Source organism: Arthrobacter sp. TmtSoilC79 (assembly GCF_059739405.1).
The window spans coordinates 3157358-3177672 of sequence record NZ_AP046051.1; the positions used below are offsets into that span (position 1 = coordinate 3157358).

Below are 20315 nucleotides of genomic sequence, written 5' to 3' on the forward strand. Positions count from 1 at the left end.
GCTGCCGCCCGGACAGGCTAGCAACCGCCGGGACGGCTGCCGTAGATGTCCACAGTGGTGGACTTCACGAACCAGCCCGGGTGGCTGCCCTCGGTGACGCGGTACCAGGGCGTGCCGTTGTTGTAGATGTTCTTGGTGCAATCGATCTTCAGGCGTCCCTCGGACCGTGAAACCCAGCCAACACCACAGGACGGGCCGCTCGGGTTGAAGGTATCGGGCTGCCCGGGCTTACCGGGACAGGTGTTGTTGTGCGCCTGGATTGTGGTGGACGGCGGTGGTGGCGGGGGTGGCGGCGTGGGGTCAGCGCCGCTGGTGGCGTTGACATTCCCGCTCCCTGGACCAGCCACGACAGTGACTGCCCTGACCTTCAATTGCCGGGTCTTATCCCAGCCGCCGCCGGGGGCGTCATAGCTGTTTGCCTTACCTACGCTCGTCCATCCGCCGTTGTCGAGGCTGACCTCGTAGTGGTCCAGGGGTCGGCCGTTCATGGCCGGGTTGTTCCAGGTCCAGTGAACCTGGCCGTCACCCTTGGCAGACTTTCCACCACTGACATTCGGGGCGTTGGGCGGACCGTACGGGTTGCCAGTGCCGATGGCCTTGGCATCGCCTGCCATACCGTTCTTGACCGAGGTGGCAATGATGTTCACCACCACATTGGTGCCGTTGGGTTGGCCGCCGATACTTCCACCTCCACGGCCGATCGGGCCTGAGCCATAAGCCGTTTGCCAGCGATAGGTGATCTCGTTGTCCTGGGACCCGTTGCGTTCGGCGGCAGTCAGCGGTGTGAACGCAACAGTGAGTTGGCCACTGGTTCCGGTGGCTGTGACGGAGCCACTGCCCACCGTGCCGGGCTTGCCGGCAGCGCGGATTGCCGCAGACTGCTGGCTGACTCCGCTGACGCCTGCCTTGTTGGTAGCCGACACCGTGAACGTGTAATCAGCTTCAGCGTTGGCAACGGTGACGTTCTGCGAGGTCGCCCCCACCGACTGCGTTGCCACCACGGCACCGCCCCGGTAAGTGGTCAACGTGTAGGCGGACACGGCGTCGCCGTTGTTGTTCGGCGCAGCCCAGGTGACCTGGAGCTGACTCTGGTTGCCAAGGGGTTTGGCGCCGGCTACTGAAGGCGCGGCAGGGGTTGCCGGTACGCCGGCCGGCGTTTCCGCCGCCGAGTAGGGGCTCCACTCGGAGGGTTCCTTGGCGTCGTTCCGGGCCAGGACACGGACCTTGTAGGCCACACCGTTGGTCAGCCCGGTCCAGACGTGGCTGTTGCCCGTGAGGTTCTGGATCTGGGGGTTCTGACCGGCCGGAGCCGGTGAGATTTCGAGATCGTAGGACTTGATGGGCGAGCCCTTGCTGCCAGGGGCAATCCAGGCCACCGAGAGTTGCTTGTCACCAAACTTCAGCGTGGGAGCAACCGGAGTGTCAGGCTTGACGTCCGGACGGACTTCGGCGGAAACCGGAGAGCGCTCGGATTCATTGATCGCATTGGTGGCGGTGACGGCAAAGTGGTACTTCACGTTGTTGGTCAGCCCGGTCAACGTACACGTATTCGCGGGACAGTCCTGCTTGAAGCCGTTCTCCCCGTACACCGTGTACTTGGTGATGGGTGAGCCGCGATCAGCAGGCGCGTTCCACGTCAGCAATGCTGTCTGGTCGCCCACGCTTTGGGCCAACGGCGTGGTGGGTGCCGCCGGCTTGTCCTTGACCGTGAGTCGGATGCGGCCCGTCGCATACCGCGAGAGCTCACCTGTCTTGTCCTGCACTGTGTACGCCACAACCATGGTTCCGGTGAAGCCGCCTGCGGGAGTTACCGTGACGTTGCCGCCCCCTGCCTCGGCCGTTCCTTGTCCCGTTTCCGTCACAGCCGAAACGATCTTCAACGGCGTGTCCGGGAACGGATTGGAGTCGTTCGCCAAGGCGTTGACGGTGACGGGCTTTCCGGATTGCGCCTCCGGTTCAACATCGTCATTGGCTACCGGCTTGGGCCGGTTGGACGCCGTCAACCGCAGTTTGTACGTCGCAATCGCTTCGAGGCCGCGAGGGTCCTTGGCCTTCACCTGGACCGTGCCGCCTTGCCCGATTTGCACGGAGTCGTCGGCGGAGACCTTCAAAGTCTTGCCATCGACGTTCACCCTGAATCCACCCGGGGCTGCACCGGCCAACTCATACTTCATGTTCTGAACGTCGTCGGAGTCAGGATCGGACGCCAGCTTCTCCAGGTCCAGGCTGGCCGAGTCACCCTTGGGAACGTCCACGTCACTGCCAAGCAGCACCGGCGGGTTGTTCTTGTTCGGATCAGGCAGCACCTTGGTACGGATACTCAACGTGGACTTCAGTCCGTTGGGGTCATCAGGGCCTGAACCATCAGTGACTTCGAAGCTGATGGACCCGGGGCCGACGTATTCGGCACCGGCGGTGTACTTGATGGCCGTTCCGTTGCCCGCAACGGGGTCGCTGCCGTCCGCACCAATGAGCTTGATGCGGTCCGCCTGGGTCAACCGGGGCGACTTTCCATCGCGCACCTTGACCCATTCGGCCAGGTTAACGGTGACGGACTGGCCCGAAACCAGTTCCACCACTTCGTCCTTGGCAAGAGTCGGAACCTGCTGGCCGATGCCCGGAACCCAGATGATGGCTGTGGACTTCTGGCCGTCCACGTCTTCCACGGTGTACGGCACCAGTTGCGGCTGCTCGGTGAGGTCCACCACCACGTTTCCTTCGGAACCGGGACGGGCCGTTTCCAAACCTGTGGTGACCTTGAGGTTCTCCCCCACGCCGTCAGGATCCTCGTCGTTCTTCAGGACCGGAACGTCCACTGCGGTCTTACCCAGCGTTTGGGCGGACGTGACGCGGTCATCGCGTGCGATGGGTGCCTGCAGCGGAATGTCGTTCTTGACGATCACCCGGATGCTGGCCTGGCCCACGGCGTCCCGGTCATCGGCCACCGAATAGCGGACGTTGACAGTGCCCTCGGCTGCCGGCGCTGTGACCAGGACCCGGCCGCTGGTCTTGCTGACCTGTGCTTCAAGCCCTGCGTCGGCCTCGATGCTGTCCGTCAGGATACGGATGATGTCGCCGTCGGGATCGGTGTCGTTGGCAGTGGCATCCACGGCGATCTGCCGTCCGGGCCGAACCCGCACTTCGTCATCCACCGGGGCAGGCTTTTGGTTGTCTTCACCGCGGGGCGCGACGCCGACCGTCACCGTTCCGGTATTGACCGCACCTTGGCGGTCAATCACCTTGTATCGGAAGGTGTCGGTTCCCGCGCCATCACCTGCGGCGACGAAATCGATGAAGCTGCTGCCCGCCGTCGCGGTTCCCATGGTGGGGGTGCTGTCGATGCCCGTGAGCTGGACCGAGTCGCCGTCGGGGTCGATGCCGTCCAGCGGTACGGGAATCCGGACGCTGCCGCCTGCCACCACGCGTGCGGTGAGGTTCTGCGGCTGCGGACGTGAGTTCTGCGCACCTTCCAACGGCAGGATGTGGATGGTCACAGCCGCGGCGCTCTTCTGGCCCTGCGGGTCCACGGCGTTGTAGATGGCACGCACGGTCTTGGGGGTGGGGCCGGCGATGAAACGCAAGGTCTTTTCGGAAATGAACGCCTTGCCATCCTCTTCCGGAATGGTTTGCGCCAGTACGGGATCAACGGACAGTTCTTCGCCCTGCGGGTGTGTGTCGTTGTCCAGGACCGGAATGGTCACGACGTCGTTAACGCGGACGTTGACTTCGTCCGGTTTCGGTTGGGGAGCTTCGACGACGGCGGGGGCCGGCACCGGGACAACACCCACGGTGCCTGTGGCCGAGGCGCGGCCGTTGGACATGGTGTAGCTGAAAACGAACGGCTCTTTCGCGCCGAGGACGTCGGTAACGCGCAGGACGCTGTGGTCAATCACGCTGACCGAGGCCGAGGAGCCATCCGGGACGGTAACTGACTGGAGAACCAGAACGCCGCCGGAAGGATCCGAGTCGTTGGCCAGCGGATCAACCAGGACGCTGCCACCTACCGGGAGCAGGGCGACGTCGTGGACCGCAACCGGCGCACCGGAGTCCTTGCCGGATTCGACGTCCACGCGGATCAGGCCTTGGCTGCTTTGGGGGCCATTGCTGGCGATGTACGTCAAGTAGACCGGACCCGGTGTGGTGCTCCGGAAAGTGAACGTACCGCCGTCGGTCACGGGACCCAGTTCCGCAGGTCCGGCGGCCTCTACGTGGGCAACGCGCAAAGCGCCACCGTTGGGGTCGACGTCGTTCTTGAGGGGTGCGATGACAAGGTCCTGGCCCACCACTGCCGTGACGTGGTCGGCGTTGACCACCGGCGCCAAAGCGCCCGGCGGCTGAACGTTGACAACGATCCTGCCCGTGGTGGTGGCCCGGCCGTCCCATACCGTGATGGTGACGTTCTTCTTGCCCGGTGCTGCACCCGAGTCCTGGTACGTGAGCAGGCCGTCGCGGCGGACCTTCACCTGGTCCTGGTCGTTGTCCGTCTTGGCGTCCAGAAGCACGAGGTCGTCGCCGTCAGGGTCCATCCAGTCTGTCAGGATGTTCTGGCTGACGGACTTGCCCTGCTCCACCAGCATGGTGGTGGGCTCGCCGCGTTTGAAGAAGGGAGGCTTGTTGTCCTCCGGAGCGACCACGCGCAGCGTCACCTGGCCACCGGCGGACAAGCCACGTCCGTCCGAAGCGTTGTAGTCGAAGGTTTCCGTACCGGGCTTGGCGTCAGCGGGAACCTTGAGCTGGAACGCTGAGCCACCATAGATGTTCTCCAGCGCCCCCGATTTGGGTCCGTTCGCGCCCACCGCTGCGGTGAGGACGTCGCCGTCGGGGTCTGAATCATTGTCCAGGACGCTGAGGATAGTGGTTCGGCCAGGCCTGACACCGAACTCGTCCGGCTTGGTTTCCGGAGCACGGTTGGGTTTGGTGCGGTCCGGCAGGACGTTGATGGTGTTGTTGTCCGCGGACTCCTGGTCCTGGTCATCGGACTGGTTCTTGGGAGGGACAACATCGTCCCAGTTGTTGACGAGCTGCATGTTCTGGTTGACCAGCCACACGCTGCCCGAGTTCACGTCATTGAGGACTACGAGGTCGCGGTTGACGCGGAAAACGTAGCTGGGCGAGGCACTTGCCTTGGGGACGTCGTTCTTCTTGTCATCGGCATCGTTCTCGCAGTCGCGGACATACTTGTTGGCCCCGGACCAGGCTGCGTGAACACACTTGCTGACCTGCACTGGCGCTGCCGGGACACCTTCACCGTCGGCGTTGACTGTTGCCGCGGTGGCCCCATCCAAGGGCTGCTTCAGCAGGGCTTTCCGCGTGGCGATGGCAACGAAGCTGCTGTCCTCGCCGCTCTGTTGCAGCTTGGCTTCCCTTGCGTCCTGCAACTGAAGTTTGCGGCCGCCGGGCAGGAACAGGTTGCCGGAACCGGCGTCGAGGACTACCGGCTTGTCCCCCACGACAGCGATCTGGAGGTCTCCGGCGCCTTTGAGTTCGTCAATTTTGGTGACCTGTGAGTCTGTCCGCTCGCCATTGGCATCAACCGCGGTAACGGTGATTTCGCCCTTCCCCGGATCCGCTGTGTAGATGCGGTTATCGGCACCTACAGCGGAAACCAATCCCTGTTCGCCGGTCAGGACCGGTTCGGTGCCTTCTTCATCGAAACCGTTGACGGTGGAGGGCGACAACGCCCAAACCTTGCCCCGGGCGGGATCGGTCACCGACAGGACGGTGGAACCGTAGCTCACCTGCGAGGACGACGGCAGCTGCTTGTCGCCGCCAAGCTTGAGGTTCGCGGCAGAGACCTGGTTGATGGTGGAACCGGATTCGTCGTCGACAAAGACGTTGCCGTCATGCTGCAGGACGTCAAAGGTGGTGGTTGCCGGAGTCACGGCACCATCGAGAACACGCGACGGGTAGTTCAACCGGCCCACGGCGTTCTTGGTCTTGCTCACAACCCACACGCCGCCGTCGTTCAAGTCCACCTCAGTGGTCTTGAAACCCGGGTACAGCACAGCCCCGGTGATCAACAACGCGCCCGCTGCCGTGGCAGCAGTTCCCGCTATGAACTTCTTGTTTTGACGCCTCGTCAGCCTCAACTTGCCGAAGAAATTTCTCACAGCCCCAAAATTCCCTTGATATACAGCCGCTCCCCAGCGGCGTCCGGGCCAACCGACACATGCCGGCAGCCGTGCATTCCGCAGTACCCCCATACGGCGGCGGAATTTTCAGTCCCTAAGACTATCCCACGCACCCCACGTCCAATCGAGGAAACCCGAGACCGGGCTATCCATTGGCTTTGACAGACTACGGCCTTAACCACTGGGCGCGCGATGGGGAGATGTGCCCCGTCCGTAACCTTGATGAAGCTCAGCACGGGGGCGCTCCAATGCCTGCGGGATCCGGAAGGTGGGTGTGACCTGCGATGATGTACCGCCCTACGTTGCGGTAAGAGCCCGACTCGATGCGCCACCAGCGGTGCATACCGGTCCAGTTATCTGTTTGGTCAATGTAACAACGGACCACAATGGCGCCTTGGTCAGCTGAGGCCATCCATGGTGGCGTGTTGTTGCTTTGTCCGTCACACGTGAATTTCTTCGGGTCGTAGTTCGCGCCGCCCAAGGTAAAGCTGCAGGACCGCACCACGGCTCCTGGGTTCATGGTGGTGGTCCACTCCCCTTGGCGCCCGGACTTGGCACTGGCCGATGCCACGGGCCCACCGGTTCCCAGCGAGTTGAACGTCTGCACCGTGATGCTGTGAGCCTCTTCCCACCCGGCGGTGTTGATGGTCCGGCTGCCCGAGGCTCCCACAGTTTCCCACCCGCCGTTGTCGATGCGGATCTTCGTCGTCTTCACATCGTTGGTGGATGCCGATGGTGACGACCAGTTGAAGGTCACCGATTTCTGGTTCACGGCTCCGTTGGATCCCGACGCCGACGGCGTCCCCGGCGCACCAAATGGCGTTGCGGTGGCAGCTTTGCTGGCGTCGGAACTGGGCGCCACGGTTGAATGTGCTGTCACGGTCACGTTGGTGGCCTGGCCATTGGCGAAACCTCCTACGGTCTGCCCGGGCTGGATAGCGCCGGAGCGTCCGCCTGCGGAGTAGGTGTAGCTGACTTCGTTGGCCTTGGAGCCGTTGCGCTGGGTTTCGCCGAGCGCGGTGAAATTGATGGTGAGCTGGCCGCCGGCGGCGCCGGTGTTGGCCGGCGTCGCGCTGACGTTTTGAACGGTACCCAACTTTCCGGTGGCCCTGCGCGGTGGCGAAGCCGCGCTGACCAGGCTCTTGCCTGCTTTGTTTTCGGCCTGGACAGTAAACGTGTACGCCGATTGGTCGGTGGCAACCTCGAAGGTGGCTGTTCGGACGTTCCCAGGAACGGTTTGCGTCTGGGTGGTTCCGCTGCCGCCACTCATGGTGACGTAATAGCTCTTGATGGGGTCACCATTGATGCCCGGCTCGGCCCAGTCGACGCGGAGCTGGTTCCTGGATCCGAGGGCGGAGACCACGCTGGTGCTCGGCGGCGCCGGTGTCCCCGGGATGCCCGCCGGGTGGTCCTCGGCGGAATACAGCCCCCAGTCGGACGGGCCAAGATCGTTGACGGCCTGCGCGCGCACCTTGTACTTCACACCGTTGGTCAGGCCGGGCCACGTGTAGCTAAGGCCGGTGACCTCGTTCTTGACGGCGATTCCGTTGGCCGGCGGCGGTGAGATCTCCAGGTTGTAATGCTTCACCGGCGAACCCTCGGTTTTGGCGGGGGTCCAGGTGATGGCGAGGTCCTTGTCTCCTGCTTTGACCGTGGGGACGTCCGGGGGCGACGGCTTCTCATCCGGGGTGATCTCATTGGAGGGCACGGAGGGCTGGGACTCGCCCACTTCATTGGTGGCAACCACGGTGAAGACGTACTTGACGTTGTTGGTCAGGCCAGTCAACGTACACGTCGTGGTCGGGCACTCCTGCTGGAACCCCGCAGCCTTGACCGTGTACTTGGTGATGGCTGCGCCGTTATCCGACGGCGGCGCCCACTTGAGGACGGCCGTTTTGCTGCGGACGTCCGTAGCCACCGGCGCCGAAGGAGCGTCGGGTTTGTCCCGCACGGTGATCCGGACACGGCCCACGGCTTGCCGGCTGGGATCATCGGTCTTGTCCTTGATGGTGTACCTGACCACCAGGACCCCCTTGAAGCCGTCGGCAGGCGTCACCGTGATGGAGTCGCCTCCAATGCCAGGCTCGCCTGATGCGGATCCGGTTTCCACCACGGCGGAAACCACGGTCAAGGGTTCGCTGAAGGGGTTGAAGTCGTTGCCCAGCACATTGATGGTTTCGGACTTCCCGGCGTTGGCTTTATCGAGGACGTCATCGTTGGCTGCCGGTTTGGGTCGGTTCGATGAGACCACGGAGACGGTGACGGCTGCCTTCACAGGCTCTGAGCGGCCATCTGTCACCTTGAGCGGCACGGTCCCGCGGGCACCGGGGTTGAGTGAACCCCCGGGGGTGATTTTCAGGACCGTACCCTCCACCCGCGCGTCGAATCCGCCGGGCAGGTCACCGTCCACGCTGAACGTGAGCTTGCCTTGGTCCTGCTCATCAACGTCCGCGGCAAGGTTGGCCAGGTCCAGCTCAGTGGTGTCCCCCTTCGGCGCTTCAATGGCAGCTCCACTGAAGGTGGGGGCGTGATTGGCGTTGGGGTTCGGGAGCACCTTGGTTTGGATGGTCAGGGTGGACTTCAAGCCCTCGGCATCGTCCGGACCGCTGCCGTCGGTCACTTCGAAGGTGATGGACCCGGGGCCAACGTACTCAGGCTTGGCAGCATACCTCAGCGCAGTACCGTCACCAGCAATGACGTTGGTGGAGTCACCGCCCAGGACACGGATCTTGTCAGCCACCGTGATGCGGGGTTGGCGGCCGTCCCTGACCTTGACGTGGTCCTGGAGGGCCAAAGTGACTTCCTCCCCCGCTGTGACCTCCACGATCTCCGTGGTGGAAAGCGTGGGGTACTGGAGGCCCTGGCCTGGAATCCACATGACGGCCGTAGCGGATTGTCCGTCAATGTCCGTGACGGTATATGGAATCAACTGGTCCTCGGGCAGGAGTGTCACCACCACGTTTCCGGCGGTTCCGACGCGCGCATTCGGGTTTCCGTCCGGCAGGGAAATGGTGAGGTCCTCCGCCACGCCGTCGGGATCGGAATCGTTCTTCACCACCGGAACGTCAACCGCAGTCTTACCCAGGGTCTCGGCCAGCGTGATCCGATCGTCCACTGCCACGGGGGCATGGAGCGGCGCGGTCGGGCTTGTCTTGACACGGATGACCGCCGCGGCTTCTGCCTTCTTATCGTCCTGTATCCGGTAACTGATGCTGTCCGTGCCGGCGGCACCCGGAGCTGTGAGGACTACCTTTCCTGCCGCAGCTTCAACCTGGAGCTCCGGCTTGGCCTCGAACGTCGGCACCAAAGCGATGGGATCGCCGTCGGGGTCTGAGTCGTTCTTCAGCGCATTCACCGCCACCCGCCGGCCGGGTCGGACATCAATGACATCGTCCACCGCGATGGGCTTCTGGTTATCGGCTTCCGCAGGCGCGATGCCCACGATCACGGTGCCGGTGTTCTCCGCACCAATACGGTCACGTACGCGGTAGCTGAAGGTGTCAGTGCCCGCAGACGTGCCTCCGGCGGTGAACTCGAGGTACCCATCGCGCAGGATGGCCGTCCCCAGCTCGGGAGCTTTGTCGATACCCATCAGCTGCACCGAGTCGCCGTCGGCATCGATGCCGTCCAAGGGAACAGGGATCCTGACCGTCATCCCCGCAACCACGCGGGCCGTCAGATTCCTGGGCTCCGGCCTGGTGTTGATGGCGTCGTCGCGGGCGCGGATGCGGATGGTAACTTGCTGCGAGTCAGTTTGGCCCGAGGCATTGCTGACCTTGTAGATCGCGTAAACGGTGGTGGGTTCCGGGCCTGCGATGTAGCGCAACGTGTTGCCGGCAAGGAAGATCCGCCCGGCTTTCTCGTCCGGCTGCTGGGCCAGGATCGGGTCCAGCGTTAGTTCTCCACCATTGGGGTCCGTGTCGTTCTCCAGGACCGGGATGGTGACGACGTCGCCGGCACGGACGGAGACTTCGTCCGGTTTCGCCTGCGGTGCCTGGAGTTTGGTCGGCGCCGGGACAACCTGGACCGAGATGTCCCCGCTTGCGGAGGCTTTGCCGTTGGAGATCGTGTATTTCAACGACAACTGTCCTTGGGCACGGATGTCGGTGATCTTGATGACCGAATGGTCAAGGACCGCGACCGATACCGGGAGCCCGTCGGCTGCAGTGACTGACTGGACTACCAGGACACCCCCGCTGGGATCCGAGTCGTTGCCCAACACGTCAACCACGGTGCTGCCGCCGCTGGGCAGGAGCGCAATATCTCGAACAGCAACAGGCGCACCGTCGCTGTTTCCGGAAACCACGTCCACACGCACCAACTGCTGCGCGCTTGCCGGCCCGTTGGTCACCATGTAAGTCACGTAATGGGCGCCGACGGTGCTGGAGTTGAAACTGAAAGTCTGCTGGTCCGGCCCCACCACCGCTGTTGACTGCGGATCCGGTTGTGCCTGCGCAAGCCGCAACGTGCCACCCTGTGGGTCGGTGTCGTTCTTGAGCGGCGCAATCACCGTATCCTGGCCCGCCACCGCGACCACATGGTCAGCGTTCGCGATGGGCGGCAGTGCACCTGAAGCACGAACGTCGACGCTGATCTGCCCTTGGGTGGTCAGCGACCCGTCCGAAACACTGACGGTTAGGGTTTTGCGGCCCGCTCCCGCCCCTGAATCCTGAAAGGTGAGCAAGCCGTCGGGCCGGATCCGGACCTGGTCCGCGGGATCGCTGCTGGAGACGGCGACGGCGAAGACGTCATCGCCGTCGGGGTCCAACCAATCGGTGAGGACAAACTGGCTGGCGATCTTCCCGGACTGGACCACCAACGTGTTGTTCCGGTTCGGCTTGGGCTGGGGTGCGTTGTTTTCCTCCGCTGGCACAACCCGCAGGTCAACATCGGCGCCGCCCGTACCGCCACGGCCATCATCCACCGAATACTTGAAAGTTTCCGAGCCCGTGGTTCCTGCTGGAACCGCAATCTGGAAGCCGGTGCCACCGTAGACGGCGGACAAAGCGCCTGACTTCAATGGCTCGCTGGTGCTGACCGTGAGGACGTCGCCGTCGGCATCGGCATCATTGTCCAGAACGGGCAGGACGGTGGTCTTACCGGCCCTGATCCCAAACGCATCAGATTTGGCCACTGGGGCGGTGTTGGGTTTGCTCCTGTCCGGAAGGACAGTCTGCTGGACTTCGTCCGCAGAGTCCTTGTCGGCGTCGTCCGAGGTCTGTTGGGGCGGGATGACGTCATCCCAGTTGTTGACCAACTGCATGTTCTGGTTGACCATCCAGACGTTGCCGGAGTTGACATCATTAAGCACCACGAGATCGCGGTTAACCCGGAAAACGTACGACGGCGACGCACTCGCCTTGGGAACGTCGGAGCGTTTGTTATCTGCCTCGTTGGCGCACTCCCGGACGTATTTGTTGGCGCCGGACCACGCGGCGTACGTGCAAGACCCCAGACGGACGGGGGCCGCCGGAATCCCTTGGCCGTCTGCCGAAACAGTCTTGGCGGTCCCGCCGTCGAGGGGCTGCAGAAGCAGCGCTTTCGGAGTAGCGATGGCCACACTGTTGGAGTCCGGGCCGCTCTGCTGCAGCTTTGCTTCCCGGGCATCGTCCAGATGGACCCTCTTGCCCCCGGGCAGCACGATCTCGCCCGTGGCAGCGTTGAGTACCACTGCTTTGTCGCCGACAGTGGCCAACTGGACTTCGCCGTCGGCCTTCAAAGCGTCATCACTCCTGACCTGCGAGTCCACGGCTTTGCCGTCAACGTCCACCTTTGTGGCCGTCAGCGTCCCCGCCTTCGGGTCCAGCGTGTGGATGGTGTCATCCACGCCCACCACTGAGGCCACGCCCGGCGACTGCTCGAACAAGGGTTCGGATTCGTCGCTGAAACCGCCAATGGACGTGGGCGAAACGGCCCAGACCTTGCCCTTGGACGGGTCTGTGACAGCCAGGACCTTGTTGCCGAAACTCACCTCTGCGGAGCCGGGAAGTTTTTGGTCCCCTCCGAGGCGCATGTTGGCTGCGCTGACGGGGTTGATGGTGCCGCCGTCGGCGTCATCAATGAAAATATCGCCGGCCTGCTGGAGGATGTCGAAGTTGGTACTTGCCGGAGTTACTGCTCCATCCAGCGATTTGGAGGGGTAATTGAGGCGGCCGGCCGCGTTCTTGGTCTTGCTGACCACCCATACACCGCCGTCGTTCAGGTCCACCTCGGTGGTCTTGAAACCCGGATAGAGGATGGCACCTGTTACCAGGACAGCTGCGGCGGCAGTGAAAGCAGTGCCTGCAATGACCTTCCGCCGGCGATTATTGGCACGGCGTTTTCCGGACCCATCAGACAGAGCCATCCCAGATTCCCCCACAGTTCAGGCAGCACGGAGCCGCCATCGCCGACCCCCACGGCGCAACACGACACAATCAACCCACAGCCTACCGGGTTACTCCATCGATTAGCTAAGTCGTGACCTAAATCGCACCCACACGCTCGCTCACATAACACCCCATAAAGCCGAACGCTCGCTCACATAACGCCCCCGAAGGCCGAACGCTCGCTCACATAACACCCCCGAAGGCCGAACGCTCGCTCACATAACACCCCTTAAAGCCGCACGCTCTCTCCCTTTCTTGAAGAAAGTGAGAGAGCGAACGGTCTAAACCCGGGGGACGTGATAGAGCGAACGGCTTGGAGGCGGCCCGGCCGGAGGCGTCTAGTCGAGTACCAAACCCTTGCCGCGGCCCCGGGCCAGCATGACGGGATGAATCTCGCCGAAACCGCGGACATTTTCAGATTTCTGCGGAACCAGGACGAACCGGTCATCCTGGCCCAACGCAGCGGCGGTCATGGCATCCACCAGGACAGTCCCGGGTTGGGCCAACGTGGTAAGGCGGGCAGCGAGGTTGACCGTTGGTCCATAAATGTCCCCCAGCCTGGAAAGGATGCGACCCCAAACCATGGAGACACGGCATTGCGGCAGGATCTCGTCTTCAGTAAAGGCCTGCGCCAATGCAAGGGAAATCTCGGCCCCTGCGGCTGGTGTCTCGGCAATGTAGAGGACTTCATCGCCCACGGTCTTGACCAGACGGCCGCCACCTACGGAGATAATTTCTGCGCACTTGTTCTCAAAGCGCTGCACCAACTGGGCAAGCGTCTTCTCGTTCATGCGGCGCGAAAGGCTGGTGTAGGAGACTAGGTCGGCGAAGCCCACTGCCCGAGCCAGGGGCAATGGCGAATCGTCTTCGTCGCCCTCACGGCCTTCCTCGCTGGCCTGAAGTCCGGCCTCGGCGCGAACCGCGAGGCGCTGCACACCGGCGTTAAGTTGACGGCGGTAGGAGTACACAAGGATCTCTTCAAGCGAATCCACCAGCGCCGGCAACTGACCTACCAATTGCTTGCGCGCCACTGCATCCGGAATCCCCTGCTCGGAGACCATGTCTTCCACCAGCGCTTCGATCTGCCAGACCACCATCCGGTCTGTCATCTGCCCGATTGAACGGGTAACGGAGATGGCGGCTTCCTCGGTCAATATCCCGGCCCGGACGAGGTCCAGGATGGTGGACAGGGCGGCCTGGTCCCGTTCGGTGAAAGCAACGTCTTCGTCGCCGAAGTTCGGGAATCCCAGGGCACGCCAGATTTTGCGGGCCGACAGGATGGAAACGCCCGCCCCCGCGGCAACTTCACGACGACGGAGCTTGCGTTCACCGCCCAGCAGCTTCGATTCCAGAGCTTTGATGGCAAGGCGCTCGGCGGACATGACACCAGTGGGCGGACCACTCTGCACCGCAACCGGAGCAGGGCCGGCGTCGGTGTCCTCATCCACGGAAGGCTCGGGGACGGCGTCGAACTCCTGGTCCAAGTCCCCGCCGGACTGCTGATCCTCAACGCTCATCTCTTCCACCTTCTCTCAGCTCCCATGGCAACTGGTCATAGTCCGTCAATACTTGGCCTTCAAAAACCTCACCTTGCGGGAGTTCATCCATGGCGTCAAGAATGAACCCCCGGAATTTTGCGACCTCGGGAACATCCGCCAGAACGGCCGTTCCGGAGTGCCCGGTATCCAAGGATATATTCCCGGAGTGCAATGCCCGTTGGAACATGCTCTGATGGACCCCCACATTGCGGATTGCCACGAGCGATACTTGCCAGTCCCGGCGTCGAAACATTCCGTATTTGGCACGTATCCGCCTGCTCGTCAGGATGTAACGGACGGAATTCCAGCGCATCACCCGGCGCAGGCTGTAGCCAAACACCAGCCAAGCTGCCAGCAACAGGCACAGCCCGATCAGCCATGGCGTCCATTCAACTGTAATGAAAGAAGCCAGACGCTGGGGATTGCCTTTGACAATCCAGGCGCAGGCATAGCCTGTGAGGGCCGGAGCAGCAAGGAAGGCAAGCACAGGAAAGAAAAGGGAGCGGGCCTGCTGACGCGTGATGGTGATGACCTGCTCTCCCGGAAGCAACTCCTTACGCATAACCGCTTTCTGTGGCGCGCAGGTGCACCACATCCCCAGCCGTCACCACATGCTCCCTGCCGCCGTGGTCTACCACCAGCAGGGATCCGTGCTCGTCCAGCCGCGAAGCATGGCCCACGAGTTCGAGATCTCCGGGCAAGTGCGCCCGTACTTCCCGCCCAAGGGTGACCATGGCCGACTCCACCCGCTTGTGCAGGGAAGCTCCGCCGGCCAAACCTGCGGCGGGGTCTCCTTCTGAATTGCAGAAACTGCGGTAAAGCCGTGCGAAGCGGGACAGGTAGCTTTTTAGCAGCGCGGTACGGTCCGTCGTCGTGGCCCCTTCCAAGGCCAGCGACGTAGCTGTCTTGACCGGCAATTCCTCCTCAGCCAGCGTCACGTTGAGGCCCACGCCGAGGATCACTGCTGGAACCGAGCCATCGCTGATGTTGGTCATCTGCGCCAGGATGCCGGCGATCTTGCGGCCGTTCACCAGGACGTCGTTGGGCCACTTGATATCGGCAGTAACCCCAGCCGTTTCCTGCAAAGCTTCACGCAGGGCAACCGCAGCCAGGAGGGACAGCCACGAGTAGCTCTGGGTGGGTACCGGCATGCCTTCGGCTGTGACAGGACGAAGCACCATGGATACAGACACCGCTGAGCGCTCGGGCGATTCCCACTGCCGGTCCAGCCGTCCACGCGCCGCCGTCTGGTGTTCGGCGGTCAGCACGGAAAGGTCAGTCCACTTCTTGGGCTCAACGGTGACCGCCCGCACCAGGTCCTGGTTGGTGGAGCCCGTGGATTGGACGATGTTCAGTTGCGAAATGCCCGCTGCCGACAGGAACTCCGGCTGCAGCAATGCTTCACGGTCCAACGCGGGCCGCTCGGGACCGGCGGCCGGGATGTGGGGTTCGCTGCTGTCTGGCTGTTCGGCATCCATAGCTGAATCCTATCCATTCGCAGCGAACACAGATGGGCCGCGCCCTGAAAAGGGTCTGGGAATACACCCAGAGAACGCCGAGTGGAAATCAGAGGAAGATGTCCGGAACCAGGCGGTCTTCGGGTGCACCGAGACTGTAGGGCGAAAAATCCGACACACCGGCTGCTGTCAGGACCTCTTCGTCGGTGAAGAATTTGCCTGTTGCCCCGGAACCGGTCAGGACAGCATGTGCGGCATCGGCCATGATTTCGGGGCCTCGTGCTGCTTGCACGATTTGCTGCCCGCCGGGCATGTTCCGGATCGCGGCCGTATCAATCAGCGTGCAGGGCCAGAGGGAGTTGACCGACACGCCGTCGTTCTTGAGCTCTTCGGCCAATCCCAGGGTGGTCAGGCTCATTCCGTACTTGGCCATGGTGTAGGCAAGATGCATGCCGGCCCATTTCGGGTCCAGGTTCAGCGGCGGGGACAGGGTGAGGATGTGGCCGTGGCTGGATTCCCTGAGCGCCGGCAGCGCGAGCTTGGAGAGCAGGAAGGTGCCACGAACGTTGATGTCCTGCATGAGGTCGTAACGCTTCATGTCAACAGCATCGGTCCGGGAAAGGTCAATGGCCGAGGCGTTGTTGACCACGACGTCGATACCTCCGAAACGCTCGACGGCGGCGGCGACGGCTGCGGCTACGTCGTCGTCATTGCGGACATCCCCGACGAGCGGCAATGCCTGGCCACCGGCAGCGACCAGCTGATCGGCGGCGGTGAAAACCGTGCCTTCGAGTTTGGGATGGGGATCCCCTGTCTTGGCCATGAGCACGATGTTGGCGCCGTCGCGGGCCGCACGCGTGGCGATGGCCAAGCCGATGCCCCGGCTGCCGCCGGACATCAGGATGGTCCTGCCCTTGAGCGAACCAGTAGCTACGTAGGGAGTCTGCGTGGGCGCAAGTGCGCCGGAAGCGTCGTTGCTTGAAGTCATGGGGACACTCTAACCCAACTATGTTACTGGCGGGTAACATGTGGGTGGCTTTGGCTTGGACGCGGAAAATTGTAGGGTTTCTACAGCGGTTCGCGGCAAAGGCGTCACTAGACTGGCCTGCGGGGCCTGTTCTTTGTACGGAAGCTACTTAAGCTTCATGACCAACACCGAACTGCGCCAGCGAAAATCAGCTACAGAGCCGGAGACACTTGATGAGCCACGATCTGACAACGACAGCGGGAAAGATTGCCGACTTCCGCGACCGCCAGGCCCGTGCAGAGCAACCTTCCGGCCCGGAAGCGATTGAGAAGCAGCACGCACGGGGCAAGAACACTGCCCGCGAACGCATTGATCTCCTGGTTGATCCGGGCTCCTTCGTCGAATTCGACGCCCTCGCAGTCCACCGCTCCACCGCTTTCGGCATGGAGAAAAAGAAACCCCTCGGCGACGGCGTGGTCTCCGGATACGGAACCGTTGATGGCCGCCTCATCGCGATCTACAGCCAGGACTTCAGCGTCTACGGTGGCTCGTTGAGCCAGGTCAACGGCGAGAAGATCGTCAAGGTCCAGGAATTCGCCCTCCGCAACGGGTGCCCTGTTGTGGGTATCAACGACGGCGGCGGCGCGCGCATCCAGGAAGGCGTCGCCTCGCTGGCCATGTTCGCTGACATATTCCGCAACAACGTCCATGCTTCCGGCGTTGTCCCCCAGATTTCCCTCATCATGGGCCCATGCGCCGGCGGCGCCGCCTACTCCCCTGCTTTGACCGACTATGTGGTGATGGTGGACAAGACCTCGCACATGTTCATCACCGGCCCCGACGTCATCAAGACGGTCACCGGCGAAGACGTGGACATGGAAACCCTCGGTGGGGCACGCCAGCACAATGCCACCACCGGAACCTCCACCTACCTTGCCTCCGATGAGGCTGACGCGATCGAGTTCGTGCGCGAACTCCTGGACTTCCTGCCCTCGAACAACCTCTCCGAAGCACCCGTGGTGGAGCACGACCAGGAACTGGAACTCAACGACGACGACCAAGCACTGGACGCGCTGATCCCCGATTCCGCCAACCAGCCCTACGACATGCGCAAGGTCATAGAGCAAATCGTGGACGACGCACACTTCCTCGAAATGCAGTCCCTGTACGCACCCAATGTGATGATCGGCTACGGCCGCGTTGAGGGACACACCGTGGGCATCGTGGCCAACCAGCCCATGCAGTTCGCTGGAACCCTGGACATCTCCGCCTCGGAAAAGGCTGCCCGCTTTGTCCGGCACTGCGACGCCTTCAACATCCCCATCATCACCCTGGTGGACGTCCCCGGCTTCCTGCCCGGCAAGGACCAGGAATTCCAGGGCATCATCCGCCGCGGCGCCAAGCTCCTCTACGCCTACGCCGAAGCAACGGTCCCCAAGCTCACGGTCATCACCCGCAAGGCTTACGGTGGAGCGTACATCGTGATGGGCTCCAAGAAGCTCGGCGCGGACCTCAACCTCGCATGGCCCACCGCCCAGATCGGCGTCATGGGCGCCCAGGGTGCCGTGAATATCCTGTACCGCCGCGACCTTGCTGCCGTTGCCGAAGCCGGCGGAGACGTGGAAGCCAAGCGCGCCGAGATTATCCAGGGCTACGAGGAAGAACTCCTCAACCCGTACCAGGCAGCTCAGCTTGGCTACGTGGACGCCGTCATCGCTCCGTCCGACACGCGCCTCCAGATCATCCGCGGCCTCCGAGCCCTCCGCGACAAGCGCGCCAGCCTGCCCACCAAGAAGCACGGAAACATCCCGCTGTGAGCACGCCGAAGCATCGCGCCGATTCGGCGCCGGACGCTGCTCCCGCAGAACCCGCCGTCCCGCTGTTTTCGGTGGTCAAGGGCGAACCGACAGCCGAAGAGCTCGCGGCGATTGCCGCCGTCGTGGTTTCACTCGGTACGCAGCAGGAGGCTGCCGCAGCCAAGCCGAACGTCCGGCATTGGGTGCGACGCCAGCAGCTGCGCCTGGACCCGTCACCGGGCCCTGGCGCATGGAAGCGCAGCCGCGGCTAGTTTTCCCGCACGTAGAAAAGTTCAACAACCCTTTCACGTAAGCGGTGTCGCAGCTAGGCTCTGTGGGTGACTACTGCAAACACTCCTGTACGCCCGAAGTCCGCCATCGATGCCGTCGCTGACGCGTACACAGAAAAGTTGATCGAACTCAATCCCGGCTTTGCCACCACGCTGGGCCTGCCGGGACACGAAACCGAATACCAGGACTACTCCCCTGCCGGTGCCGAGGCTCACGCGGAGGCCACAAGGTTGGCCTTGGATGCCCTGGCGGGCCTTGAGCCGTCTGACGACGTGGATGCCGTCACCCTGGACGCCATGCGCGAGCGGCTCGGCCTGGAATTGGAGATCCACGAGTCGGGTTGGGACCTCGCCGACCTGAACAACATTGCCTCTCCTGCCCAGGACATCCGCGCCATTTTCGATCTCATGCCTACCGAGACCGTCGAACACTGGGAACACCTTGCCGGCCGTGCAGGCAACGTTCCTGGCGCCATTGAGGGCTACATTGAGTCGCTTCGCTCCGCTGCCGACGCCGGGAAAGTAGCCGCCGCCCGCCAGGTCCGAATCGTGATCGAGCAGACCGGCCGCTACGCCTCAGAGGATGGCTTCTTCGCCAAAATGGCCACCAACGCTGCTATTGGTGGCTCCCCGCTGCCCGCCGAGGTTCAGTCAAAGCTCGACGCCGGGATTGCGGCCGCGCGTTCTGCGTACAGCGCCTTGGGTGAATACCTTCGGGACGAACTGTTGCCCCTGGCGCCGGAGAAGGATGCAGTCGGGCGCGAACGCTACGCGCTGGCCTCGCGTTCATTCGTTGGCGCCGAAGTAGATCTGGAAGAGACCTACGCTTGGGGCGTTCAGGAGCTCGAGAGGCTTATCGGCGAGCAGGAAAAGGTCGCGGCGCAGATCAAGCCCGGCGCCTCCATTGAAGAAGCCAAGGCCGTCCTCAATAGCGACCCTGCCCGCCAGATCAAGGGCACCGACGCCTTGAAAGCCTGGATGCAGGAACTCTCCGACCGCGCTGTCTCCGAGCTGGCCGATGTCCACTTCGACATCCCTGATGTCATGAAAACTCTTGAGTGCATGATCGCCCCCACCGACGAGGGCGGCATCTACTACACCGGCCCTTCCGACGACTTCTCCCGGCCCGGACGCATGTGGTGGTCAGTGCCGGCAGGCGAAGACACCTTCACCACCTGGTCCGAAACCACCACCGTTTTCCACGAAGGGGTGCCCGGCCACCACCTCCAAGTCGCCACGGCAACATACCGCCGGGAGCTGCTGAACAACTGGCGGCGGAACGTCTGCTGGGTCTCCGGCCATGGTGAAGGCTGGGCGCTCTACGCCGAGCAGCTCATGCTGGAACTGGGCTACCTCAAAGACCCAGGTGACCACATGGGCATGCTCGATGGCCAGCGGATGCGGGCAGCCCGCGTAGTGTTCGATATCGGTGTGCACCTGGAACTGCCCGTCCCCGAACGCTGGGGCACCGGCACCTGGACGCCGGAGAAGGGCTTCGACTTCCTCAAGGCCAACCTCGACATCAGCGAAGGCCAGCTTCAGTTCGAATTCACCCGCTACCTGGGCTGGCCGGGACAAGCTCCGTCCTACAAGGTGGGGCAGCGTCTGTGGGAGCAGATCCGTGCCGAGCTGGAGTCCCGTGAAGACTTCGACCTCAAGTCCTTCCACAGCAAGGCGTTGAACATCGGCTCGGTCGGTTTGGACGTGCTGCGCCGGGCGTTGCTGGGCTGACCCGGCTCGAGTGCCTCCGGCCAGAAGCTGGGGGCAC

9 protein-coding genes are annotated in these 20315 nt (G+C 63.0%); 3 read left to right on the top strand and 6 right to left on the bottom strand.

All coding sequences use genetic code 11. The features are described 5' to 3' along the window. Nucleotides 1–17 precede the first annotated feature (17 nt). The 6 genes from AC6JA3_RS14500 to AC6JA3_RS14525 all read right to left on the bottom strand — a co-directional run bounded on the left by AC6JA3_RS14500 (nt 18) and on the right by AC6JA3_RS14525 (nt 16482). Nucleotides 18–6203: an Ig-like domain-containing protein gene (locus tag AC6JA3_RS14500; RefSeq protein ID WP_497920181.1), complete on the bottom strand. Its 6186-nt coding sequence runs from the start codon at nt 6201–6203 to the stop codon at nt 18–20. 157 nt (nt 6204–6360) lie between these two features. After that, nucleotides 6361–12477 carry an Ig-like domain-containing protein gene (locus tag AC6JA3_RS14505; protein ID WP_497920182.1) on the bottom strand — a complete coding sequence of 2039 codons (6117 nt, stop codon included), beginning with the start codon at nt 12475–12477 and terminating at the stop codon, nt 6361–6363. A 360-nt stretch (nt 12478–12837) separates the two neighbouring features. Then, nucleotides 12838–14016, bottom strand: coding sequence for an adenylate/guanylate cyclase domain-containing protein (locus AC6JA3_RS14510; RefSeq protein ID WP_091550697.1), 1179 nt, complete (start codon nt 14014–14016; stop codon nt 12838–12840). Next, nucleotides 14006–14599: a PH domain-containing protein gene (locus AC6JA3_RS14515; RefSeq protein ID WP_497920183.1), complete on the bottom strand. Its 594-nt coding sequence runs from the start codon at nt 14597–14599 to the stop codon at nt 14006–14008. Before AC6JA3_RS14515 ends, AC6JA3_RS14510 begins: the two co-directional genes overlap by 11 nt. Further along, nucleotides 14592–15515, bottom strand: coding sequence for a biotin--[acetyl-CoA-carboxylase] ligase (locus AC6JA3_RS14520; RefSeq protein WP_223944995.1), 924 nt, complete (start codon nt 15513–15515; stop codon nt 14592–14594). Before AC6JA3_RS14520 ends, AC6JA3_RS14515 begins: the two co-directional genes overlap by 8 nt. An 88-nt stretch (nt 15516–15603) precedes the next feature. Next, the gene (locus AC6JA3_RS14525) at nt 15604–16482 is read right to left on the bottom strand and encodes an SDR family oxidoreductase (protein WP_026541415.1); all 879 of its coding nucleotides are present in this window, start codon (nt 16480–16482) and stop codon (nt 15604–15606) included. A gap of 212 nt (nt 16483–16694) precedes the next feature. Between AC6JA3_RS14525 and AC6JA3_RS14530 the strand changes: the two genes are divergently transcribed. From AC6JA3_RS14530 to AC6JA3_RS14540, 3 genes are all read left to right on the top strand, one after another. Next, the gene (locus AC6JA3_RS14530) at nt 16695–18278 is read left to right on the top strand and encodes an acyl-CoA carboxylase subunit beta (RefSeq protein WP_091550702.1); all 1584 of its coding nucleotides are present in this window, start codon (nt 16695–16697) and stop codon (nt 18276–18278) included. Further along, nucleotides 18275–18529 (top strand): acyl-CoA carboxylase subunit epsilon, encoded by a 255-nt coding sequence (locus AC6JA3_RS14535; protein WP_458107044.1) that lies wholly within the window; start codon nt 18275–18277, stop codon nt 18527–18529. The genes AC6JA3_RS14530 and AC6JA3_RS14535 overlap by 4 nt, the downstream gene beginning before the upstream one ends. A 66-nt stretch (nt 18530–18595) precedes the next feature. Continuing rightward, entirely contained in the window at nt 18596–20278 is a 1683-nt protein-coding gene (locus AC6JA3_RS14540) for a DUF885 domain-containing protein (protein WP_497920184.1), read from the top strand. Nucleotides 20279–20315: the final 37 nt, after the last annotated feature.

Coding starts and splice junctions, on each gene's coding strand:
- AC6JA3_RS14500 (WP_497920181.1), bottom strand. CDS start 6,203: ATGGGGGTACTGCGGAATGCACGGCTGCCGGCATGTGTCGGTTGGCCC.
- AC6JA3_RS14505 (WP_497920182.1), bottom strand. CDS start 12,477: ATGGCTCTGTCTGATGGGTCCGGAAAACGCCGTGCCAATAATCGCCGG.
- AC6JA3_RS14510 (WP_091550697.1), bottom strand. CDS start 14,016: ATGAGCGTTGAGGATCAGCAGTCCGGCGGGGACTTGGACCAGGAGTTC.
- AC6JA3_RS14515 (WP_497920183.1), bottom strand. CDS start 14,599: ATGCGTAAGGAGTTGCTTCCGGGAGAGCAGGTCATCACCATCACGCGT.
- AC6JA3_RS14520 (WP_223944995.1), bottom strand. CDS start 15,515: ATGGATGCCGAACAGCCAGACAGCAGCGAACCCCACATCCCGGCCGCC.
- AC6JA3_RS14525 (WP_026541415.1), bottom strand. CDS start 16,482: ATGACTTCAAGCAACGACGCTTCCGGCGCACTTGCGCCCACGCAGACT.
- AC6JA3_RS14530 (WP_091550702.1), top strand. CDS start 16,695: ATGAGCCACGATCTGACAACGACAGCGGGAAAGATTGCCGACTTCCGC.